We start from the raw sequence: 20,136 nt of genomic DNA on the forward strand, positions 1-20,136 counted from the left end.
TCCTTAGCGGCTCAGGAACCACTGAGTCAGTTTCTGGATCAGGAAGTCGAAGCCACCCAGCAACAGGCTGAGAATGAGCACCACGACGATCACGACCCACGTCATGCGGATGGCTTCCTGGCGCGTCGGCCAGACCACCTTGCGCAGTTCAAAGCGCGACTCGGAGAGGAATTCGCGGGTGTCGCGCCCCTTGCCGGTCAGCATGAACACGCCGATACCGCCAACCAGGCCGACCACAACCGCCAACGCACGCAACTGACCTGCCCACGCGCCCAGCTGGGCAGCGCGACCAGAGTCGGCGGAGAACCAGAACCAGACGAACAGACCGGCCAGCACCAGCAGCGATGCGGCGACATACTTGACGATATCTCCACCGTTGGCGGAGTTGTCCTTGGAGTGTTCGATCTTGCTATTCATCAGGCTGTGTCTGCTTTAGCGGCCCAGGCCGCTGGATAAGGTGGGCAGATGGCACGCCAGGAGGGACTCGAACCCCCAACCTGCGGTTTTGGAGACCGCTGCTCTGCCAATTGAGCTACTGGCGTACGTTGAAAACTTGCCTTCCCTTAGACGGCGAAGGCGGACCGAGGTTCCCGGCCCGCCATTCGCGTAACCGGCGGCGCTATGCAACCACCGGTACTGCAGGCTTACTCGATGATCTTCGAGACCACGCCGGCGCCGACGGTACGGCCGCCTTCGCGGATGGCGAAGCGCAGGCCTTCGTCCATTGCCACCGGGTTGATCAGGGTGACGACCATCTTGACGTTGTCACCCGGCATCACCATTTCGACGCCTTCCGGCAGAGCAGCTGCGCCGGTGATGTCAGTGGTGCGGAAGTAGAACTGCGGACGGTAGCCGTTGAAGAACGGGGTGTGACGGCCGCCCTCGTCCTTCGACAGGACGTAGACTTCGCCTTCGAACTTGGTGTGCGGCTTGATCGAACCCGGCTTGGCCAGGACCTGGCCACGCTCGACGTCGTCACGCTTGGTGCCGCGCAGCAGCAGGCCAGCGTTGTCGCCTGCCTGACCCTGGTCCAGCAGCTTGCGGAACATTTCAACGCCGGTCACGGTGGTCTTCTGCACCGGACGGATGCCGACGATTTCGATTTCGTCGCCAACCTTGATCACGCCACGCTCGATACGACCGGTCACCACGGTGCCGCGGCCCGAGATCGAGAACACGTCTTCCACCGGCATCAGGAACGGCTTGTCGATCGCACGCTCCGGCTCCGGAATCCAGCTGTCCAGGGCATCGACCAGCTTCAGGATGGCCGGCACGCCGATGTCGCTCTGGTCGCCTTCCAGCGCCAGACGGGCCGAACCGGCGATGATCGGGGTGTCGTCGCCCGGGAAGTCGTACTTGCTCAGCAGCTCGCGCACTTCCATCTCGACCAGCTCGAGCAGCTCGGCGTCGTCAACCATGTCGGCCTTGTTCAGGAACACGACGATGTACGGCACGCCGACCTGACGCGACAGCAGGATGTGCTCGCGGGTCTGCGGCATCGGGCCGTCAGCGGCCGAGCAGACCAGGATCGCGCCGTCCATCTGGGCAGCACCGGTGATCATGTTCTTGACGTAGTCAGCGTGGCCCGGGCAATCGACGTGGGCGTAGTGACGGACCGGGGATTCGTATTCGACGTGCGCGGTCGAGATCGTGATACCACGAGCCTTTTCTTCCGGCGCGGCGTCGATCGAGGAGTAGTCCTTGAACTCGCCACCGAAGCGCTCGGCACCGATCTTGGTCAGTGCGGCGGTCAGCGTGGTCTTGCCGTGGTCGACGTGACCGATGGTGCCGACGTTGACGTGCGGCTTGGTGCGCTCGAACTTACCCTTGGCCATGGCTGCTTATCTCGAATTCGTCTGAGAGGTGATGCTTAAGATGGTGCTCACGAAAGGAATCGAACCTTCGACCTCTTCCTTACCAAGGAAGTGCTCTACCGACTGAGCTACGTGAGCCGAGTTTTGCATTATGACATGAACTCGATAATATTCAAAGTTCATTCAATGGAGCGGGAGACGGGAATCGAACCCGCACCATCAGCTTGGAAGGCTGAGGTTCTACCATTGAACTACTCCCGCGCCGGGAATGTCACAACGTGAAACTGGTGGAGGGAGGTGGATTCGAACCACCGAAGGCGTAAGCCAGCAGATTTACAGTCTGCCCCCGTTGGCCGCTTGGGTATCCCTCCTTACCACCCCATTCCGTTGCCGCCGAAGCGTTGCGGTGTGTGGTGGTGAGCCGCTTATTCTGCTGATGGGACGGGGGGCTGTCAACGCTTTTTTCCACTTTTTTCACACGCTGTCGCAAACCCATTGATACGCAAGGTTATTGCCCCGGGACCGGCAGGGTCTCGTTGGCGAAAATTGCGACATGAGGGACGCCGTCGCCGCCGATCCAGCCCCGATACATGCCCTGGGTGTTGAACGGCGTGGCCATTTTCCCGTCCGCAGCGAGCACGATCGCACCGCCGTCGCCGCCCATCTGCGGAATCGTCTCGTTGATCACGCCCTTGCCCGCCTGCTCCGGGCTCTGTCCCTGGTAGCGCATGCGCGCGCAGATCTCGTGCGCGGCCGCGGTGCGGATGTAGTACTCGCCCCAGCCAGTGCCCGATACCGCACAACGCGCATCGGCCCAGGTGCCTGCACCGATGATCGGCGAGTCACCCACCCGGCCATAGCGCTTGTTGGTCATGCCGCCAGTGGAGGTACCGGCAGCCAGCTGCCCCTGTGCATCCAAGGCGACCGCACCGACGGTCCCGAAATGCCTTGCGGTCTCCAGATCGGCATGCGCCTGGCCACTGGCCTCTTCCTTCAGTGCACGCTGCAGCTGCTGCCAACGCTTCTCTGTACGGAAATAGGAGGGATCGACCAGAGAAATACCCTGCTCGACCGCAAACGCTTCGGCGCCCTGCCCGACCATCATCACGTGCCTGGACTTCTGCATCACGGTCTGCGCCAGCAGGATCGGGTTGCGCACCCGCTGCACGCCCGCTACCGCGCCCGCCGCCTGGCTCGCGCCGTCCATGACAGCCGCATCCAGCTCGTTGTGGCCGTCATGGGTGAACACTGCGCCCTTGCCGGCGTTGAAGGTGGGATCGTCCTCCAGCACGGTGATCGCGGCGGTGACTGCGGCCAGCGCGGGGCGACCCGCCGCCAGCTCCGCATGCCCCTTCAACAGGGCCGCCCGCAGCGCGTCACGTGCTGCCTTTTCCTCGACCGGCGACAGGTCCTTGCGCTCGACACCGGCGCCACCGTGGATGACCAGCAGCGGCGAAGTGGCCGGCGCGGCCTGGGCAAGCATGGGCAGGGACAACAGCGCGGACAGCGCCAGGCGCAGTTTCATCGGGTACGTCTCCAGCAGGTGTAGTGAAGGGATTGCACGGGTAGTGCCGGCCGCTGGCCGGCACCGGTCGCATCAGGGAAGGTGAGTTGCCGGCCAGCGGCCGGCACAACCGAAGCGTGAACTCAATCTCGCCGTCGCTGATGTCGGCCACCGCCTGATAGTCGGCGTCGGCCTGGAAGTCGTCCAGGCGCATGCGGCTGCCGCTGGCGACCACGGTCACCGGAACGGCATGGAAGCGCAATGGTTCGCCCTCGACCAGGCGGTCGGCATCGCGGCCGGGGCTGACCACCCAGACCTTGCCCTCGCCGTCAGCACTGTAGACCTGTGCCTGGCCATCGGGCTCCACGCACAGGGCGGTGTCTTCGTCCACGCCGATGCCGACGATGTCGGGATCACCGCTGTCCTGGGCGGCGCGCGCCACGAACACGATCAGGCGACCGAGCCGGTCGCGCTTGTCGAAGTGGGTATCGGTGACCACCCGCTGCAGATAGGGCATCTGCAGGAAGCCACTGTCCATGGTCACCGCGCTGCCCATCGGATCGGCCAGCGCACCCGCGGAGGTGATGCTGCCGCCGTCCATCGCGCCGTAGGCATAACCACCGAGGATGGCAAGCCCAGCACTGGTACCGGCAATCGGCTTGCCGGCGCGCACATGGGCGTTCAGCGCGCGGTTGAGCGCAGTGCCCTTCCAGAAGCGGATGTAGCGCGACTGGTCGCCACCGGCAATGAAGATGGCATCAGCTGCGGCAACCACGCGCAGCACGGCCGGATCGTCGGCGCCGCGGCGGCTGTCGAAGACCAGCGTCTGCACTGCGGTGGTCCCGCCGATCTCGCGATACAGGCGGTCCTGCAGCTCATCACTGCCGGAAGCGCGCAGGATCAGCACGCGGCCATTGCCAGCCTGCTTCAGCCACCAGTAGAAGGCTTCCGGCACCCACTCGCCACCACCCATCAACATCATGGCCGGCGCGCGCGGGCCAGGCCGGGGGGCGTCGAGATCCCCGGCTTCGTAATAGGCGAAGCCCGGGCCCTGCAGGTCCTGCGCAAGGGCAGCCAACGGCACGGCCAACACCAGCAGCGCCAGCCAGGCGATGGGGGCACGCAGGATCCGATGGAGGCGTCGCATCTTGATCTCCCTGAACAAAATCGACTTGCAAGCGTTTTCACTCTTTGCCAGATAGGGACCCAGTAGTCAAGGGCATAAAAAAGGCGTTAAATGCGCGCGCCCATTCCGGAAATCTGAATGGGGGACAGGGCCCCTCCTCTGCGGGCCGGCTTCATTTCTGAGAATTCCTCATGCGTAGAAAGGCGATGGCGTGGTCGATCCAGCTGGCGTTGATGGGCGTGGCTGCTTCCGCGGCGGCCCAGGCACCGGCTTCCTCTTCGGTTCAACAACTGGATGCGGTGCAGGTCACCGGTTCGCGCATTCCGCGCGCCCAGGTGGAAGGCCCCGCCCCGATCACGGTGATCAGCGCCGAGCAGATCCGTTCCAGCGGCTTCACCAGCGTGCCCGACGTACTGCGCTCGATGACCCAGAACGGCGGTGAGACCCAGAGCCAGCAGTCGTCCAGCGGCGCCGACTTCTCGCCGGGCGCCCAGCAGGTGGACCTGCGCGGCCTGGGCCCGAACCACACGCTGGTGCTGGTCAATGGCCGCCGCATCGCCGACTTCCCGATGCCGTTCAAGGGCCGCAGCAACTTCACCGATGTCTCCAACATTCCGCTGGGGATGATCGAGCGCATCGAAGTGCTGACCGGCAGCGCCTCGGCCATCTACGGTTCGGACGCGATCGCCGGCGTGGTCAACTTCATCCTGAAGAAGAAGGCCGACGGCACCACGATCGACATGCGCATGGGCACCACCAGCGAAGGCGGTGGCGAGTCGTTCGACATGAGCCTGGCCAGCGGTTTCAGTCGCGGCAATTTCAACGCGGTGTACAGCGTCGAGCTGCAGTCGCAGACCCCACTGTGGGCGTACGAGCGCGACATCCAGGATTCGACCCAGGACGCGCCGACTGAGCGTACGCGTGCCGCTCGCCGCGCCTACCTGCGTACGGACGGTGACGACGCCTATCTGGATCCTGGCGCGGCCACCTGCGAAGCGCTGGCCGGGCAGAACCAGGGCAGCACCTACCACGCCTACCGCCCGCGCTCTGGCTGGTACTGCGGCAGTGATACGTCGATCGGCTACGGCACCATCCTCAGCAAGCGCCGCGGCGCCAACGGCTATGCGTCGCTGAGCTACGACTTCGACAACGGCCAGCAGTGGTTCGCCGATGTGCAGCTGGGCTACCACACGATGTCGCTGATGCGCGACGTCACCACCTGGGGACACATGGGCGCCGACGGCAATGAGGCGGGCTACTTCAGGAACGTGGCCATCGAGGACCCCGATCAACAGATCGAATCCTGGAACCGCCAGTTTTCGCCGGAGGAAATGGGCGGCCTGCGCAACGGCATGGTACGCAGCACGCAGAAGACCTTCAGCGTGACCACTGGCTTCAAGGGCAATCTGACCGGCAACTGGGACTACGAAGCAGCCCTGAGCCATTCGCAGTACCAGTCGCGGATCAGCTGGGCGAAGATCATCGCCGCCAAGGCCAATGACCTGTTCCTGGGCCCGCAGCTGGGCGTGGACGAAGACGGCTACCCGATCTACAACGCCGATCCGTCGCGCCTGTACCGGCCGCTGACCCGCGCCGAGTACGATTCGATCGCGGCGCGCACCACCTACACCCCGAAATCGCGCACCGAGACGGCTGCGTTCACGCTGACCAATTCCGCGCTGTTCGGCCTGCCGGGCGGTGATGCCGGTTTCGCCGCGACCGTGGAAGTGGGCCAGCAGGCGTACTCGCTCAATCCCGATCCGCTGGCAACCCAGTACTACTACTACAGCTGGAAGGATTCGGACGGCAAGGGTTCGCGCAACCGCTGGGCCACGGCGGCTGAGCTGCGCATGCCACTGCACGAGACGGTCAACCTGAGCGTGGCAGGTCGCTACGACCAGTACCGCTATTCCGGCCACACCATCGGCAAGGCCACCTGGAGCGGCGGTCTGGAATGGCGCCCGATCGACACCCTGCTGGTACGCGGTTCGTATGGCACCGCATTCCGCGCGCCGGACCTGCACTATGTATTCGCCGGCCCGGGCAACGACGAGACTGACGCAGTGGATCTGTACGACTGTCGCGCCAATGGCACCGAATGCGACGAAGACGTCAGCATCATCCGCAGCCGCACCGGCAACCGCCAGCTCGACCCGGAAACCAGCACCTCATGGAGTGCCGGCTTCGTCTGGTCGCCGGCGATCGGCCTGGACCTGTCGGTGGACTGGTTCGACATCGACATGCGCAAGCAGGTGCAGGACATGGACGTGCGCACGATCCTGGCCAGCGAAGCGAACTGCCGCCTCGGCAGTGCCGACATCAACTCGCCGACCTGCGTGGACGCGCTCGACCGCATCACCCGCACCAGTGATGGCCGCCTGTACGGCGTGCGCGTCGCCCCGATCAACGTCGCCCGCGAATCGACCTCCGGCATCGACGTCGGCCTGCGCTACCGCCTGCAGACCGGTATCGGCGACTTCATCCTCAACGGCACCCACACCTGGGTGAAGAAGCACGACTTCCAGCGCTACCCCGGTGATCCGATCCAGGACCAGTTCGCGGTCAACAGCAACTTCGACATCCCGCGTACCAAGACCAGCCTGAGCGTGACCTGGGAGAAGGATGCGTGGTCGGCAACGGTCTACGGCTCGCGCCTGGGCAAGCTGCCGACCTCGGACAGCTACGACCAGGTGTTCGACTGGGACAGCGGCGACAGCCCGTACATCAAGGCGACCTACCGCTACAACGCGTCGCTGCAGTACCGCTTCGACGACCACTCGCGCCTGTCGCTGTCGGTGGTCAACGTCTTCAACAAGATGCCGCCGAAGGACCCCACGTACACCGCGTATCCGTACTACGACGTGTCCTGGTTCGACAGCGTCGGCCGCACGATCAACCTGCAGTACACCCACAAGTTCGGTGGCAGCGCGCTGTAAGGCACGCCGCACTGCAGAACGTGGACGACAAGGCCCGCCATTGGCGGGCCTTGTTGTTTGGGAACCTGGCTCTGGTAGATGCCCACCTTGGTGGGCACTGATCTTCCACGCGCCCACCAAGGTGGGCGACTACCAGAGCGGGCCACGCGGGTTTTCCACACCGCACGTGGAAAGCGATGGGAACTTGGTGTGGACAAGTGGGCGCGAGGCTTGCAGTGCGGGCGTTTCCGGACGTGGTGATTTTTTGTCCATGCCCTTCGATTGTTTTCCACACCGGACGTGGAGAGCGATGGGAACTTGGTGTGGACAAGTGGGCGCGAGCATTGCAGTGCAGGCGTTTCGAAGCGTGGTGAAATTTTGTCCACGGTCCGACTGCACTGATCGGGGTGGGGGGCCCGGACCCGGGGAACGGGGGCCACCCCCCCCCTTTAGAAAAAACCCGCGGGCGCCGGGCCCCGTGGCCTGGGGGGGGGGCGGGCCCCCTTGCGGTTGCTCGGGCCCCCCACCCCACGGTTTTCCACATCCGGCGTGGAAAGCGATGGGAGTTTGCTGTGGACAAGTGCCGGCAAACGTCGCACCGCAAGCGTCTCGCAGCCTGGTGCTTTTTTGTCCATCACCAGAAACGCGAACGCCCCGCACAAGGCGGGGCGTCCGGGGTCGATCCGATGCCGCGGGATCAGACGTTGAAGCGGAAGTGCAGGATGTCGCCTTCCTGCACGCGGTATTCCTTGCCTTCCAGACGCAGGCGACCGGCTTCCTTGGCGCCGGCTTCGCCCTTGTACTTGATGAAGTCGTCATACGCGATGGTCTCGGCGCGGATGAAGCCCTTCTCGAAGTCGGTGTGGATGACCGCGGCGGCCTGCGGGGCGGTGGCGCCCTTGCGCACGGTCCACGCACGGACTTCCTTCACGCCGGCGGTGAAGTAGGTCTGCAGGCCGAGCAGGCTGTAGGCCGCGTTGATCACGCGGTTCAGGCCCGGCTCGCTCAGACCCAGATCGGCCAGGAAGGTATCGCGGTCTTCGTCGTCGAGCTGGGACAGCTCCTCTTCGATCGCGGCCGACACCGGCACCACCTGCGCGCCTTCGGCGGCGGCGTGCGCGCGCACGGCTTCCAGGTGCGGATTGTTCTCGAAGCCGTCTTCCAGCACGTTGGCAATGTACATCACCGGCTTCAGGGTCAGCAGGAACAGGTCGCGCACCAGCGCCTTCTCTTCCTCGTCCAGGCCGACCGAACGGCCGGACTTGCCATCGGACAGTGCCGCCTGCAGCTTTGCCAGCACCGGCTTGCGCGCCGCTGCGTCCTTGTCACCGCCCTTGGCCGCGCGCTCGGCACGGTTCAGCGCCTTCTCGACGCTGTCCAGGTCGGCCAGCGCCAGTTCGGTATCGATGGTTTCGATATCCGAGATCGGGTCGACCTTGTTGTTGACGTGGATGACGTCGGCGTTCTCGAAGCAGCGCACCACGTGGGTGATCGCATCGACTTCGCGGATGTGCGCCAGGAACTTGTTGCCCAGGCCTTCACCGCTGGCGGCACCGGCCACCAGGCCGGCGATGTCGACGAACTCGACCGCGGTCGGGATGACCTTCTGCGGGTTGATGATCGCTGCCAGCTCGTTCAGGCGCGGATCCGGCACCGGCACGATGCCGACGTTCGGCTCGATGGTGCAGAACGGGAAGTTCGCCGCGGCGATACCCGCCTTGGTCAGCGCATTGAACAGGGTCGACTTGCCGACGTTGGGCAGGCCGACGATGCCGCATTTGATACCCATGGGTGACAGCTCTCTGGGGTGAAAGTGATTGGTGAAACAGCGCGCGCGCTGCTTGGCCAATCCATCTCGGTGTGGAGCATCCGCCAACCAAGGTTGGCGACTACCGGGGAAACGTGTGCCAACCAAGGTTGGCACCTACAAGAAGCGCTATTTCGGGGTATGAAGCCGCTTCATCGCTTCGCTGAAATCGCCCTGCACCGCCAGCGGCATCACATCGATCGCATCGTCGATGGCGCGCGAAATCAGCACTTCATCATCCTTGGAAGGGCGTCCCAGTACCCAGCCCACCACGCGGTCCTTGTGGCCGGGATGGCCGATGCCCACGCGCAGGCGATGGAACTTGCCGTGGCCGAGCAGGCGCATGGTGTCGCGCAGGCCGTTCTGGCCGCCGTGGCCGCCGTCGAACTTCAGCCGCGCCACGCCGGGCGCCAGGTCCAGTTCGTCGTGGGCCAGCAGGGTTTCTTCCGGCTCGATCTTCCAGAACCGCTGTGCGGCGGTGACCGACTTGCCGCTGAGGTTCATGAAGGTGGCGGGCTTGAGCAGCCACACCGTCTGCCCGGCGATCTCGACCTTGGCGGTCTCACCGAACAGCTTGCTGTCCACATTCCATCGTGCACCGGCTTTTTCCGCCAGGGCCTCAACGAAATGAAACCCGGCATTGTGCCGGGTCCGGGCGTGTTCCGATCCGGGGTTGCCCAGACCGACGATCAGTCGCAATCCTGCCATGGCTCCTTCCAGCACGGCGCCTGCCCGGAGGCAGGCGCCGCTTGGTATTACTCGGCAGCCGCTTCTTCGTCGGCCGCGTCGGCCTTGCCGGCCTTGGCGGTGACGATGGCGTCGTCGTGGTCCTTGCCCAGCGCCAGGGCCGGGATTTCCACGCCCTTCGGCAGCTTGATGTTGGACAGGTACACCACGTCACCGGCCTTCAGCTCGCCCAGGTCGACTTCGATCGACTCCGGCAGGTCCTTCGGCAGGCAGGTGATGGTCACTTCCTTCAGTTCGTGGGTGACCACGACGTCGGCAGCCTTGCCAGCCGGCGAGGTGTCTTCGTTGATGAAGTGCAGCGGGACCGAAGCGGTCAGGGCTTCGTTCTCGTTCACGCGCTGGAAGTCCAGGTGCATGATCAGCTGCTTGTACGGGTGGCGCTGCATGTCACGCAGCAGGACCTTCTGCACCTGGCCGTCCAGGTTCAGGTCCAGGATCGAGGCATAGAACCATTCGTTCTGCTGGGCCAGCCAGATTTCGTTGTGGTCCAGGCTGATGGCGACCGGCTCGGCGTTGCCGCCGTACACGATGGCCGGGATCACACCGGCGTGACGCAGGCGGCGGCTCGCACCCTTACGCTGCAGTTCACGCTTGGTGACCTTGATTTCATGGGTCTTCGACATTTTCGACTACTCAGGTTGTTGCCTTGCCTTGCGGCGTGGCGGTTGAAGATGCTTCCGCGACCAGAAGCACCCGGGGTATGTCCCCGCCGTTGCCGGCAGGGACGAAAAACTCAGTCGACGTACAGCGAGCTGACCGACTCGCCGAAGGCGATGCGGCGCATCGTTTCGGCCAGCATTTCCGCCACGCTCAGCTGGCGGATCTTGCTGCACACCCGCGCTGCGTCCTTCAGCGGGATGGTGTCGGTCACCACCAGCTCGTCGAGCTGGGAATTGGTGATGTTGTCCACCGCCGGGCCCGACAGCACCGCGTGGGTGCAGTAGGCGGCGACCTTGAGCGCACCGCGCGCCTTCAGGGCAGCGGCAGCGGCGCACAGGGTGCCGGCGGTATCGACAATGTCATCGACCATCACGCAGGTCTTGCCTTCGACGTCACCGATGATGTTCATCACGGTGGAGACGTTGGCGCGCGGGCGGCGCTTGTCGATGATCGCCAGGTCGGCGTCATCCAGGCGCTTGGCCACCGCACGGGCGCGGACCACGCCGCCCACGTCCGGCGACACAACGATCAGGTTCTCGGTGCCGTAGGCGCGCCAGATGTCGGCCAGCAGCAGCGGGGACGCATACACGTTGTCCACCGGAATATCGAAGAAGCCCTGGATCTGGTCGGCATGCAGGTCGACGGTCAGCACGCGATCAGCGCCAGCGGTGCTGAACATCTTCGCCGCCAGCTTGGCGGTGATCGGCACGCGCGAGGAACGCATGCGGCGATCCTGGCGCGAGTAGCCGAAGTACGGCACCACGGCGGTCACGCTGGCCACCGATGCGCGCTTGAGCGCGTCGATCAGCACCAGCAGTTCCATCAGGTTTTCCGCGCTCGGCGCACAGGTCGGCTGGATCACGAACACGTCCTGCTTGCGGACGTTCTCTTCGATTTCCACCTGCACTTCACCATCGGAGAAGTGCGAGACCAGCGCCTTGCCCGGGCGGACCCCCAGTTCCTTGCAGATGTTCTGCGCCAGACGTTTGTTGGCGTTGCCGGAAAAGACCAGCAGGTTCGGGGACTCTTGCATCATGATTGTCTCGGGCGGGGACGAGTGGCGGGGATCCGGGGTCGGCAAGGACCCGATGGACCCTTGCTGCTGACAACACCGCGGTTGTTTCCACGTCCCGCGCAGGTGATGCGCTGGAAGGCGCGGACACAGCCGCTATTGGCAGGGGCGGTAGGATTCGAACCTACGAATGCCAGGATCAAAACCTGGTGCCTTGGGCCTCTTGGCGACGCCCCTGCATTGATAAATCAGTGTTGCTCGAGTGCATCCAGCAGTGGCGAACGCGCAACGCCCGCTGCCACTCTTGCCCGCAACTCCTTCGGCAATTTCGACCGTCCCTGCTCTGCAGCAGACTGCGACGCGAACTCGACGAAACAACCACTTCCCGAACCGGTCAGCCGCGCCGTTCCGATGTCGCTCAACGCGGCGAGCGCTGCCTCGACGGCAGGCTCACGGCGGCGCAGCACCGGTTCGAACGCGTTCCCGACCAGGGTTCCGGAAGCGAAGTCCTCTATTTTCGCCACTGGGCTGTCGCGCGTCAAATCCGGGTCTGCGAACAGGGCCGGGGTGGGAACATGAACGCCCGGTTCGACCACCACATACCAGGCCGGTTCCAGCACGATCGGCTGCAGGCGCTCGCCCACCCCTTCGGCCCAGGCATTGCGCCCGCGCACGAACACCGGCACGTCGGCGCCCAGGCGCAGGCCCAGTTCCGCCAGCGCGTTCTCACCCAGACCGGCCCGCCAGAGCCGGTTCAGCACCACCAGTACGGTGGCGGCATCGGACGAACCACCGCCGAAGCCACCGCCGGCAGATACATGCTTTTCAACGATGATGTCCGCGCCTTGCGCGACATTCGCCACTTCCTTGAGCAGGCGCGCGGCGCGCACCGCCAGGTCATCGGCCTCGGCCACGCCGGCCAGGCCCTCGCCCTGCCGGCGCACCTGGCCATCTTCACGCAGGCGCAGGCCGATGCGGTCCCCCCAGTCCAGCAGGCGGAACACGGTCTGCAGCTCGTGGTAACCGTCGGCCCGGCGGCCGGTGATGTGCAGGAACAGGTTCAGCTTGGCCGGGGCCGGCCACCAGGACCAGCCCGCGTCGTCGGCTAGCCCACTCATGGGGCGCCCTGCCCCCACTGGTCCACCAGCAGGCGCACCTTGGCGTCGCCATTGCTGGCCTCGATCCGGCGCGGCAGCGCCGGGCGCCCGGCCTCGGCGGGATACCAGTCCAGGTACTGCACCTGCCAGCCCATCTGCTGCATGCGGCGCGGCCGGCCTTCACCGTCGCGCTCGACCTTCTCCGGACCGGCAGCATCGCCGGCCACCAGGCCACGGATCCACTCCGGCAGCTGGTTGACCGGAATGTCCCAGCCCGTTGCTTCCAGCAGCAGCTGCTGGGCATCCTCGCCATCGCGCGGCCCGCCAGCCAGCCCTTCCAGGCGGCCGGCTTCGGAATGGGTGTCGCCGGTCAGCTTCCAGCTCTGCCGGGTTACCGGCGCGCTCAACTCCACCACGTAGCGGCGGCCTTCCTGCTTCCAGTCGATGCGACCGCTGCCACCGTCCTTGCCCTTGCTGACCGCGACCCGGCCCTGGAACGTCCAGTCCGGCTGTGCCTGCAGCGCGGCCACGCGCGCGGCCTCGGCCTGCGCGGCTTCGGCCGAAACAATCTCGACCACCGCTGGCGCCGGGGTCTTCTGCGTGCCGACGCTGGTACAGGCGCTCACCGCCAGGGTCGCGGCCGCCAACAGCAGCGGCCGGATCAGGGAACCACTCATGGATTGAATTTCTCGCGGGCGCGCAGCAGCGCGCGGTTTTCAGGGTCGAGCTTGGCCGCTTCGTCGAAGAAATGGCGGGCTTCATCGTGCTTGCCCAGCACCCACAGCACTTCGCCGACATGGGAAGCAATCTCCGGGTCCTTGGCCAGGGTCCAGGCACGGCGCAGCTGCACCAGCGCCTCTTCCTTGCGGCCCAGGCGATACAGCACCCAGCCATAGCTGTCGACGATGGCCGCGTTGTCCGGTTCGGCCACGCGGGCGCGGTCGATCAGCTCCAATGCTTCCTGCAGGCGGCCGGTGCGATCGGCCAGCGTGTAACCCAGCGCGTTCAATGCCGGCACGTTTTCCGGGTCGGTCACCAGGATCTTGCGCAGGTCGGCCTCGGCGCGCGGAATATCGTCGCGGCGTTCCCAGGTGAGCGCACGGGCGTACAGCAGGCCGTTGTCATCCGGGTAAGCGGCCAGGCCGCGGGCCAGCGCATCCAGTTCACCGGCGCTGTCGTCGGCGCGCTGGCGCAGTTCGGCTTCCAGCAGGTAGGCATCGCGGCGCACGTCGTCGTCGACCACCGCATCGGACTGGATCGCGTGCACTTCATCCAGCGCCAGCGGCAGGCGCCCGGCCAGGGCCTGGGCGTTGGCCGCGCGCAGGCGCGCTTCGCTCAGCTCATCGCCGCCGGGCACGCTGTGATACCACTGCACCGCCTCGGGATAACGCTTCAGGTACTCGGCGATCTTGCCCAGCAGCAGGCGCTGCGCCGGGTCCGGCTTGGCCGCCTGCCGCGACAGTTCGTTGTAGAGGTTGGACAGCGCGGCCTTGTCGCCCTGCTTGGCCAGCAGCGAGGCGCGCATGCCCCAGGTCTGCACGTCCTGCGGGCCGAACGCCAGCACGCGCTCGGCGGCGGCGGGCTGGCCCAGGCTGTCATAGGCGATGGCCACGGCATTGCGCAGTTCCGGGTCCTGGCGGGTCTTCGGCTCCACGTCGTGCAGCAGCGACAATGCCTTGTCGGTCTCGCCCGCCTGCTGCAGCTGGCTGGCACGCAGCAGCGCCACACGCGGCTCTTCCGGGAAGCGCTTGACCACCTCATCGATCATGCGCCGCGCCAGTTCGGGCTTTTCCATGCGCAGGGCAAGGCGGCCGAACTCCTGCCAGGCTTCGATCTTCGGCGGAATGGCGTTGGCGTCGACCAGCTCACCCAGCACCTGCGCGGGCACCGCCGGATCGCGACCACCACCGACCAGTGCGGCCAGGGCGAACTTCCAGCTGCGCTCGTCGGGGTCGGCCAGCAGGGCCTGCAGTTCGGTGCGGGCCGCCTTCACATCGCCCTGGCGCATGGCCAGCGCACCGGCCGCACTGCGCATGGTCAATGAGCGTGGGGCCCGCTGCTGCCACAGGGCAAGGCCCTTGGCGGCGCTGGCATCATCGTTGGCGAGCATGGAAATGCGGGTCGCGCGCTCGGCCAGGCCGGCGTCGCCGTCGGTCTGCTGGGCCGCCTGCAGGTACCAGCGCGCGGCCTCGGCCAGCTTGCCGGCCTGCAGTGCGAACTCACCGGCCATCACCGGTTCCAGCGCCAGTTCCTCAGTGGCCGGGGCCCGTACGGGGGCCTTGGCCGGCACCGCCGCCAGGGCCTGGGCGCAGGCCAGGGACAGCAGCAGAACACTGGGGATGCGAATCAATGCGGGCATCGTCGGCATCGGGGCCTTAAAATGTCGTCCAATGGCCAGCAGCTTATCGCAAGCAACTGAACAATGACCCTGTGGGTGCTCGGACTGAATCACCAGACCGCACCGGTGGAGCTGCGCGAGCGCGCGGCCTTCGCCGGTGAGGCGTTGCCGCGCGCGCTCGGTTCGCTGCGCGATACCCCGCAGATCGCCGAGGCCGTGCTGCTGTCCACCTGCAACCGCACCGAGCTGTACGCCGTGGCCGAATCGGCCCAGGCGCTGGACCAGTGGCTGCACAGCCAGGCCGGCGACCTGCAGGGCTACCTGTACCAGCACGCCGATGCCGAGGCCGTGCGCCACCTGTTCCGGGTCGCCACCGGCTTGGACTCGATGGTGCTGGGTGAGCCGCAGATTCTCGGCCAGGTGAAGGATGCCTGGTCGACCGCGCGCGACCACGGCCTGCTCGGCCAGCGCCTGGACCGCCTGTTCCAGCAGACCTTCTCGGTGGCCAAGCGTGCGCGCACCGATACCCAGGTCGGCGCCAATCCGGTATCGGTGGCGTCGGCCGCGGTGCGCCTGGCGCAGAACGCGTTCGCGCGCCTGGACGACTCCACCGTGCTGCTGGTCGGTGCCGGCGAGACCATCGAACTGGCTGCACGGCACCTGAGCGAAGGCAAGGTACGCCGGCTGCTGATCGCCAACCGCACCCTCGCCCACGCGCAGGAACTTGCCAGCCGCCATGGCGGCGTGGCGCTGCCGTTGACCGAACTGGACCGCCACCTGGGCGAGGCCGACGTGGTGTTCTCGGCCACCGCCGCGCGCGAACCGGTGATCCATCGCGAGATGGTGGCCAAGGCTCTGCGCGCGCGCCGGCACAAGCCGATGCTGCTGTTCGACCTGGCCGTACCGCGCGACATCGAGGCCGAGGTCGGCACGCTCAACGACGCCTTCCTCTACACCGTGGACGATCTCGAGCGCGCGGTGGAAGACAACCGCCGTGGCCGCCGCGAGGCCGCCGCCGAAGCCGAGGCGATCATCGACCTGCAGGTGTCGCGCTTCGTCGAGACCCAGCAGGCCAGCGCCCACCAGGCGCCGCTGCGGCAGCTGCGTGCGTTCGGCGAAGCCACCCGTGCCGAACTGCTGGAGCGCGCGCGCCAGCAGCTGGCCAACGGCAAGCCTGCCGACGAAGTGCTGGAACTGCTGGCCCATGGCCTGACCAACCGCCTGCTGCATCCGCCGACCGCCGCTCTGCGTGCGGCCGCTCTGAGCGGCGATGCCGACCTGACCCGCGCCGCCGAGCGCCTGTTCCCGGCCACGCCGGGTTACCGCCACCCACCCGTGAGACCCGATGACGCCGACCCTGCGCCGTAAGCTGGAAGCGCTGGCCGAGCGCCGCGAAGAACTGGAACGCCTGCTCGCCGAACCCGATGTGGTCGCCGACAACACTCGTTTCCGCGACCTTTCGCGCGAATTCGCCCAACTTGAACCGATCGCCATCGCCCTGGCCGATGAAGCCCGTGCCAAGGCCGACCTGGCCGCGGCCGAAGGCATGCGCGCCGACCCCGACCTGCGCGAGCTGGCCGATGAGGAAATCGCTGCTGCACAGGCGCGCCTGCAGGAACTGGAGCAGGAACTGGCGCTGCTGCTGGTGCCGCGCGACCCACGCGATGAAGGCAACCTGTTCCTGGAAGTGCGCGCGGGTACCGGCGGGGATGAGGCCGCGATCTTTGCCGGCGACCTGTTCCGCATGTACGCCCGCTACGCCGAGCGCCAAGGCTGGAAGGTCGAAATCGAATCGGACAGCCCGGGCGAGCATGGCGGCTACAAGGAAGTGGTGGCGCGCGTGGTCGGCCGTGGCGCGTTCTCGCGCCTGAAGTTCGAATCGGGTACGCATCGTGTGCAGCGCGTGCCCGCCACCGAATCGCAGGGCCGCATCCACACCTCGGCGGCCACGGTAGCGATCATTCCCGAGGCCGATGAGGTCGATGACATCGTCATCAACCCCGCCGACCTGAAGGTGGATACGTTCCGCTCCTCCGGCGCCGGTGGCCAGCACGTGAACAAGACCGAATCGGCCATCCGCATCACCCACGTGCCGACTGGCGTGGTGGTGGAATGCCAGACCGAGCGCAGCCAGCACGCCAACCGCGACAAGGCGATGAAACGCCTGAAAGCACAGCTGCTGGACGCCGAGCGCCAACGCCAGGACGCGGCGCAGGCCGAATCGCGGCGCCTGCAGGTGGGCAGTGGCGACCGCAGCCAGCGCATCCGCACCTACAACTTCCCGCAGGGGCGGATCACCGACCACCGCGTGGAAGGCCTGACGCTGTACGACCTGCCCAACGTACTGGCCGGCGACCTCGACCCGCTGCTGCAGCGGCTCAGCCACGAACACCAGGTCGACGCCCTGGCCCAGCTCTCGGCGGGCTGAGCACGATGACGGCCTGGCAGCAGCGGCAGCACCTGCAACAGGCGATCGCACGCCAGCCCGGCGATTTCGTCGCCTGGGTGATGCTGGCCGACCTGGAACTGGAAGCCGGCGACATCGCCGCCGGCGAGCAGGCGGCACGACGTGCGCTGCAGCTGCGCCCGAACCATCCCGAAGCGCTGGCGCGGCTGGGCCGTGTGGCCTGGATGGCCGGCGCGCATGCCGACGCGGCGAAGCTGCTCGGCCAGGCCTCGGCGCTGGCCCCGCAGCACCCCGGCATCGCGTTGTGGCTGGGCCATGCGCTGGAAGATGCCGATGATGCCGAAGGCGCGGCGTCGGCCTATCGCCGTGCACATGCACTGATGCCGGACGAACCCTATATCGCCGCCCAGCGCCTGGCCTGGCAGCGTCGCCTGTGCGACTGGCAGGACGTGGACGCGTTGGCGGAACAGGTGCGCGGTGCGCTGGCCTCCGGGCAGGGCGTGGTCGAACCGTTCGCCTTCCTCAGCGAAGAGGCCAGCGCTGCCGAGCAGTTGGCCTGCGCGCGTGCGCGTGCATCTGCCGTAGCCGCCTCGGTGCGCCCGTTGTCGCCAACGAAGGTGCGTGCCCAAGGCGCGCTGCGGGTCGGTTTCCTCTCCAATGGATTCGGCGCCCATCCCACCGGGCTGCTGACCGTGGCCCTGTTCGAGCAGCTGCGCGATGACCCTGCGCTGCAACTGCATCTGTTCGCGCTGAACCGCGATGACGGCAGCCGCATCCGCAAGCGCCTGCAGGCGGCAACGCAGCTGCACGATGTGTCCGGCCTGCGTCATGCCGACATCGCCACCCGCATCCGCGCGCAAGGCATTGATCTGCTGTTCGACCTGCGCGGCTGGGGCGGTGGTGGCTCGCCGGAAGTGCTGGCAATGCGCCCTGCCCCGCTGCAACTGAACTGGCTGGCCTACCCCGGCACGTCGGGTGCACCGTGGATGGATGCGGTGATCGGCGATGACGTCGCCCTGCCGGCATCACTGGAGCCGCACTACAGCGAACGCGTGCTGCGCCTGCCACGCGCTTTCCAGCCCTCGGACAACACGCGGGTACTTGAACCGGCACCGACGCGCACCGAGTGCGGCCTGCCCGAGCACGGCGTGGTGTTCTGCTGCTTCAACAACAGCTACAAACTCAATCCGCGCAGTATGGGCCGCGCCTTCGCAGTGCTGCAGGCCGTGCCCGGCAGCGTGCTGTGGCTGCTGTCCGGTCCCGGCCGGGCCGACACACGCCTGCGTGCGGCCGCGCAGACTGCCGGCCTGGACCCGGCACGCCTGGTGTTCATGGCCAAGCTGCCGCATCCGCAGTACCTGGCCCGCTATCAGCTGGCCGACCTGTTCCTCGACACGCATCCGTACAACGCGCACACCACCGCGTCCGACGCGCTGTGGGCCGGCTGCCCGGTGCTGACCTGCCCCGGCGACACCTTCGCCGCGCGCGTGGCCGGCAGCCTCAACCATCATCTGGGTCTGGTGCACATGAACGTCGCCGACGATGCCGCCTTCATCGCCACCGCCAGTGCACTGGGCAACGATCCGGCTGCCCTGGCGGCGCTGCGCAGCGAACTGGCCCACGCGCGCGAGCACAGCGGCCTGTTCGACATGGCCGGCTTCGCCCGCGACCTGTCAGCGCTGCTGCAGAGGCTGGCCGCCGAACATGGGTGGCAGGGCGTCGACATCGCCTGAGCCATCCCTGCGCTACGCTCAGGCCTCCTCTCCGCGTGGTGTGATGATGGCCAAGCTCAAGCGCAAGGACTACGACGAACTGCTGCTGCCGCTGCAGCTGGAACTGACCGCAATGGCGCGCTGGGTACAGCACAGCGGGCAGCGCCTGCTGGTGCTGTTCGAGGGCCGTGATACCGCAGGCAAAGGCGGCGCGATCCAGGCCATCAGCCAGCATCTCAACCCTCGCCAGTGCCGGGTGGTGGCGCTGCCCAAGCCCACCGACCGCGAAGCCACGCAGTGGTATTTCCAGCGCTACGTCTCGCATCTGCCCGCTGCCGGCGAGATCGTGCTGATGGACCGCAGCTGGTACAACCGCGCCGGCGTCGAACGGGTGATGGGCTACTGCAGCGAAACCGAATACCAGCAGTTCCTGCGCCAGGCGCCGGTGTTCGAACAGCTGCTGGTGGACGACGGCATCCTGCTGTTCAAGTACTGGCTGTGCGTGGACCAGGAGCAGCAGGAAAAGCGTTTCTGCGAACGCCATATCGATCCGCTGAAGGGCTGGAAGCTCTCACCGGTCGACCTGAAATCGCGCAGCAAGTACAGCGCGTACACCGAGGCCCGCGAGGCGATGTTGCGCGCGACGCATCGTGAGGCGGCGCCGTGGACACTGGTGGATTTCAACGACCAGCGGCTGGGCCGGCTGACCCTGGTGCGCAACCTGCTGGACCGGTTGCCGGACACGCGGGTGGATGCGCCGTTGCCGGAGCTGCCGAAGTTGAAGGGCAAGCTGCATCGCGAGCACTACGATGTGCTGAAGCCGATCGAGGACTTCCCGGTCGAGGAATAGGGTTGTTCGGCAGGGTTGCACCCTGCACCTGCTCAACGCAACGGCAACGGCAACAGCGGGCTATCCGCGGGATGGCGGGGCGGTGTGGATGGGCAGGACACGCCGTAGACCCGTCCATGGGGGCTCGATGGCGCCATCCATGGCGCC

At 66.5% G+C, this 20,136-nt stretch carries 16 protein-coding genes and 5 tRNA genes; 5 read left to right on the forward strand and 16 right to left on the reverse strand.

Going from position 1 to position 20,136, the window contains the following annotated elements; all coding sequences use genetic code 11:
• Window positions 1–3 precede the first annotated feature (3 nt).
• The 8 genes from secE to ACJ7C5_RS20385 form a co-directional block, all read right to left on the reverse strand.
• Window positions 4–417, reverse strand: a complete 414-nt coding sequence (gene secE / locus ACJ7C5_RS20350) for a preprotein translocase subunit SecE (protein WP_049445146.1) — start codon at window positions 415–417, stop codon at window positions 4–6.
• A gap of 49 nt (window positions 418–466) precedes the next feature.
• Window positions 467–542: transfer RNA gene (locus tag ACJ7C5_RS20355), tRNA-Trp, on the reverse strand.
• Between the two features lie 102 nt (window positions 543–644).
• A complete protein-coding gene (gene tuf / locus ACJ7C5_RS20360) occupies window positions 645–1,835 on the reverse strand; it encodes an elongation factor Tu (RefSeq protein ID WP_004154360.1) in 1,191 nt (396 codons plus the stop codon).
• A gap of 41 nt (window positions 1,836–1,876) precedes the next feature.
• Window positions 1,877–1,952, reverse strand: a tRNA-Thr gene (locus ACJ7C5_RS20365).
• Window positions 1,953–2,001: 49 nt separating this feature from the next.
• Window positions 2,002–2,075, reverse strand: a tRNA-Gly gene (locus tag ACJ7C5_RS20370).
• 24 nt (window positions 2,076–2,099) lie between these two features.
• A tRNA-Tyr gene (locus ACJ7C5_RS20375) sits at window positions 2,100–2,185 on the reverse strand.
• A 137-nt stretch (window positions 2,186–2,322) separates the two neighbouring features.
• Complete coding sequence (locus ACJ7C5_RS20380) at window positions 2,323–3,297, reverse strand: isoaspartyl peptidase/L-asparaginase family protein (RefSeq protein WP_412704909.1); 975 nt, start codon at window positions 3,295–3,297, stop codon at window positions 2,323–2,325.
• The gene (locus ACJ7C5_RS20385; RefSeq protein ID WP_412704904.1) at window positions 3,191–4,465 is read right to left on the reverse strand and encodes a cyanophycinase; all 1,275 of its coding nucleotides are present in this window, start codon (window positions 4,463–4,465) and stop codon (window positions 3,191–3,193) included. Before ACJ7C5_RS20385 ends, ACJ7C5_RS20380 begins: the two co-directional genes overlap by 107 nt.
• Before the next feature lie 185 nt (window positions 4,466–4,650).
• Here ACJ7C5_RS20385 and ACJ7C5_RS20390 point away from each other — a divergent pair, with 185 nt between their 5' ends.
• On the forward strand, window positions 4,651–7,380 hold the full coding sequence (locus ACJ7C5_RS20390) for a TonB-dependent receptor plug domain-containing protein (protein ID WP_412704905.1): 2,730 nt from the start codon (window positions 4,651–4,653) through the stop codon (window positions 7,378–7,380).
• A gap of 676 nt (window positions 7,381–8,056) precedes the next feature.
• On the opposite strand, the gene ychF is transcribed toward ACJ7C5_RS20390, so the two are convergent.
• From ychF to ACJ7C5_RS20430, 8 genes are all read right to left on the reverse strand, one after another.
• Entirely contained in the window at window positions 8,057–9,148 is a 1,092-nt protein-coding gene (gene ychF / locus ACJ7C5_RS20395; RefSeq protein ID WP_014036087.1) for a redox-regulated ATPase YchF, read from the reverse strand.
• Between the two features lie 147 nt (window positions 9,149–9,295).
• The gene (gene pth / locus ACJ7C5_RS20400) at window positions 9,296–9,874 is read right to left on the reverse strand and encodes an aminoacyl-tRNA hydrolase (RefSeq protein ID WP_412704906.1); all 579 of its coding nucleotides are present in this window, start codon (window positions 9,872–9,874) and stop codon (window positions 9,296–9,298) included.
• A gap of 47 nt (window positions 9,875–9,921) precedes the next feature.
• The gene (locus ACJ7C5_RS20405) at window positions 9,922–10,536 is read right to left on the reverse strand and encodes a 50S ribosomal protein L25/general stress protein Ctc (RefSeq protein ID WP_057501642.1); all 615 of its coding nucleotides are present in this window, start codon (window positions 10,534–10,536) and stop codon (window positions 9,922–9,924) included.
• Between the two features lie 110 nt (window positions 10,537–10,646).
• Complete coding sequence (locus tag ACJ7C5_RS20410; protein WP_004154471.1) at window positions 10,647–11,609, reverse strand: ribose-phosphate diphosphokinase; 963 nt, start codon at window positions 11,607–11,609, stop codon at window positions 10,647–10,649.
• Between the two features lie 136 nt (window positions 11,610–11,745).
• Window positions 11,746–11,822: transfer RNA gene (locus ACJ7C5_RS20415), tRNA-Gln, on the reverse strand.
• A gap of 11 nt (window positions 11,823–11,833) precedes the next feature.
• Window positions 11,834–12,703: a 4-(cytidine 5'-diphospho)-2-C-methyl-D-erythritol kinase gene (gene ispE, locus ACJ7C5_RS20420; RefSeq protein WP_094000352.1), complete on the reverse strand. Its 870-nt coding sequence runs from the start codon at window positions 12,701–12,703 to the stop codon at window positions 11,834–11,836.
• A complete protein-coding gene (gene lolB / locus ACJ7C5_RS20425) occupies window positions 12,700–13,359 on the reverse strand; it encodes a lipoprotein insertase outer membrane protein LolB (protein ID WP_412704907.1) in 660 nt (219 codons plus the stop codon). The genes ispE and lolB overlap by 4 nt, the downstream gene beginning before the upstream one ends.
• Entirely contained in the window at window positions 13,356–15,041 is a 1,686-nt protein-coding gene (locus ACJ7C5_RS20430; RefSeq protein ID WP_176433063.1) for a tetratricopeptide repeat protein, read from the reverse strand. Before ACJ7C5_RS20430 ends, lolB begins: the two co-directional genes overlap by 4 nt.
• Before the next feature lie 63 nt (window positions 15,042–15,104).
• On the opposite strand from ACJ7C5_RS20430, the gene hemA reads away from it, so the two are divergent.
• Genes hemA through ppk2 form a run of 4 tightly spaced genes read left to right on the forward strand, consistent with a single transcriptional unit; the run spans window position 15,105 to window position 19,989 of the window.
• Window positions 15,105–16,388, forward strand: coding sequence for a glutamyl-tRNA reductase (gene hemA, locus ACJ7C5_RS20435; protein WP_032130429.1), 1,284 nt, complete (start codon window positions 15,105–15,107; stop codon window positions 16,386–16,388).
• Window positions 16,366–17,448: a peptide chain release factor 1 gene (prfA, locus tag ACJ7C5_RS20440; protein WP_010481754.1), complete on the forward strand. Its 1,083-nt coding sequence runs from the start codon at window positions 16,366–16,368 to the stop codon at window positions 17,446–17,448. Before hemA ends, prfA begins: the two co-directional genes overlap by 23 nt.
• 5 nt (window positions 17,449–17,453) lie before the next feature.
• Window positions 17,454–19,160 (forward strand): O-linked N-acetylglucosamine transferase, SPINDLY family protein, encoded by a 1,707-nt coding sequence (locus ACJ7C5_RS20445; RefSeq protein ID WP_412704908.1) that lies wholly within the window; start codon window positions 17,454–17,456, stop codon window positions 19,158–19,160.
• A 46-nt stretch (window positions 19,161–19,206) separates the two neighbouring features.
• A complete protein-coding gene (ppk2, locus tag ACJ7C5_RS20450; RefSeq protein ID WP_125431222.1) occupies window positions 19,207–19,989 on the forward strand; it encodes a polyphosphate kinase 2 in 783 nt (260 codons plus the stop codon).
• The last annotated feature ends 147 nt before the right edge of the window (window positions 19,990–20,136 follow it).

Source organism: Nocardiopsis yanglingensis, from assembly GCF_045809185.1.
In the GTDB taxonomy this organism is placed as follows: Bacteria; Pseudomonadota; Gammaproteobacteria; order Xanthomonadales; family Xanthomonadaceae; genus Stenotrophomonas; species Stenotrophomonas yanglingensis.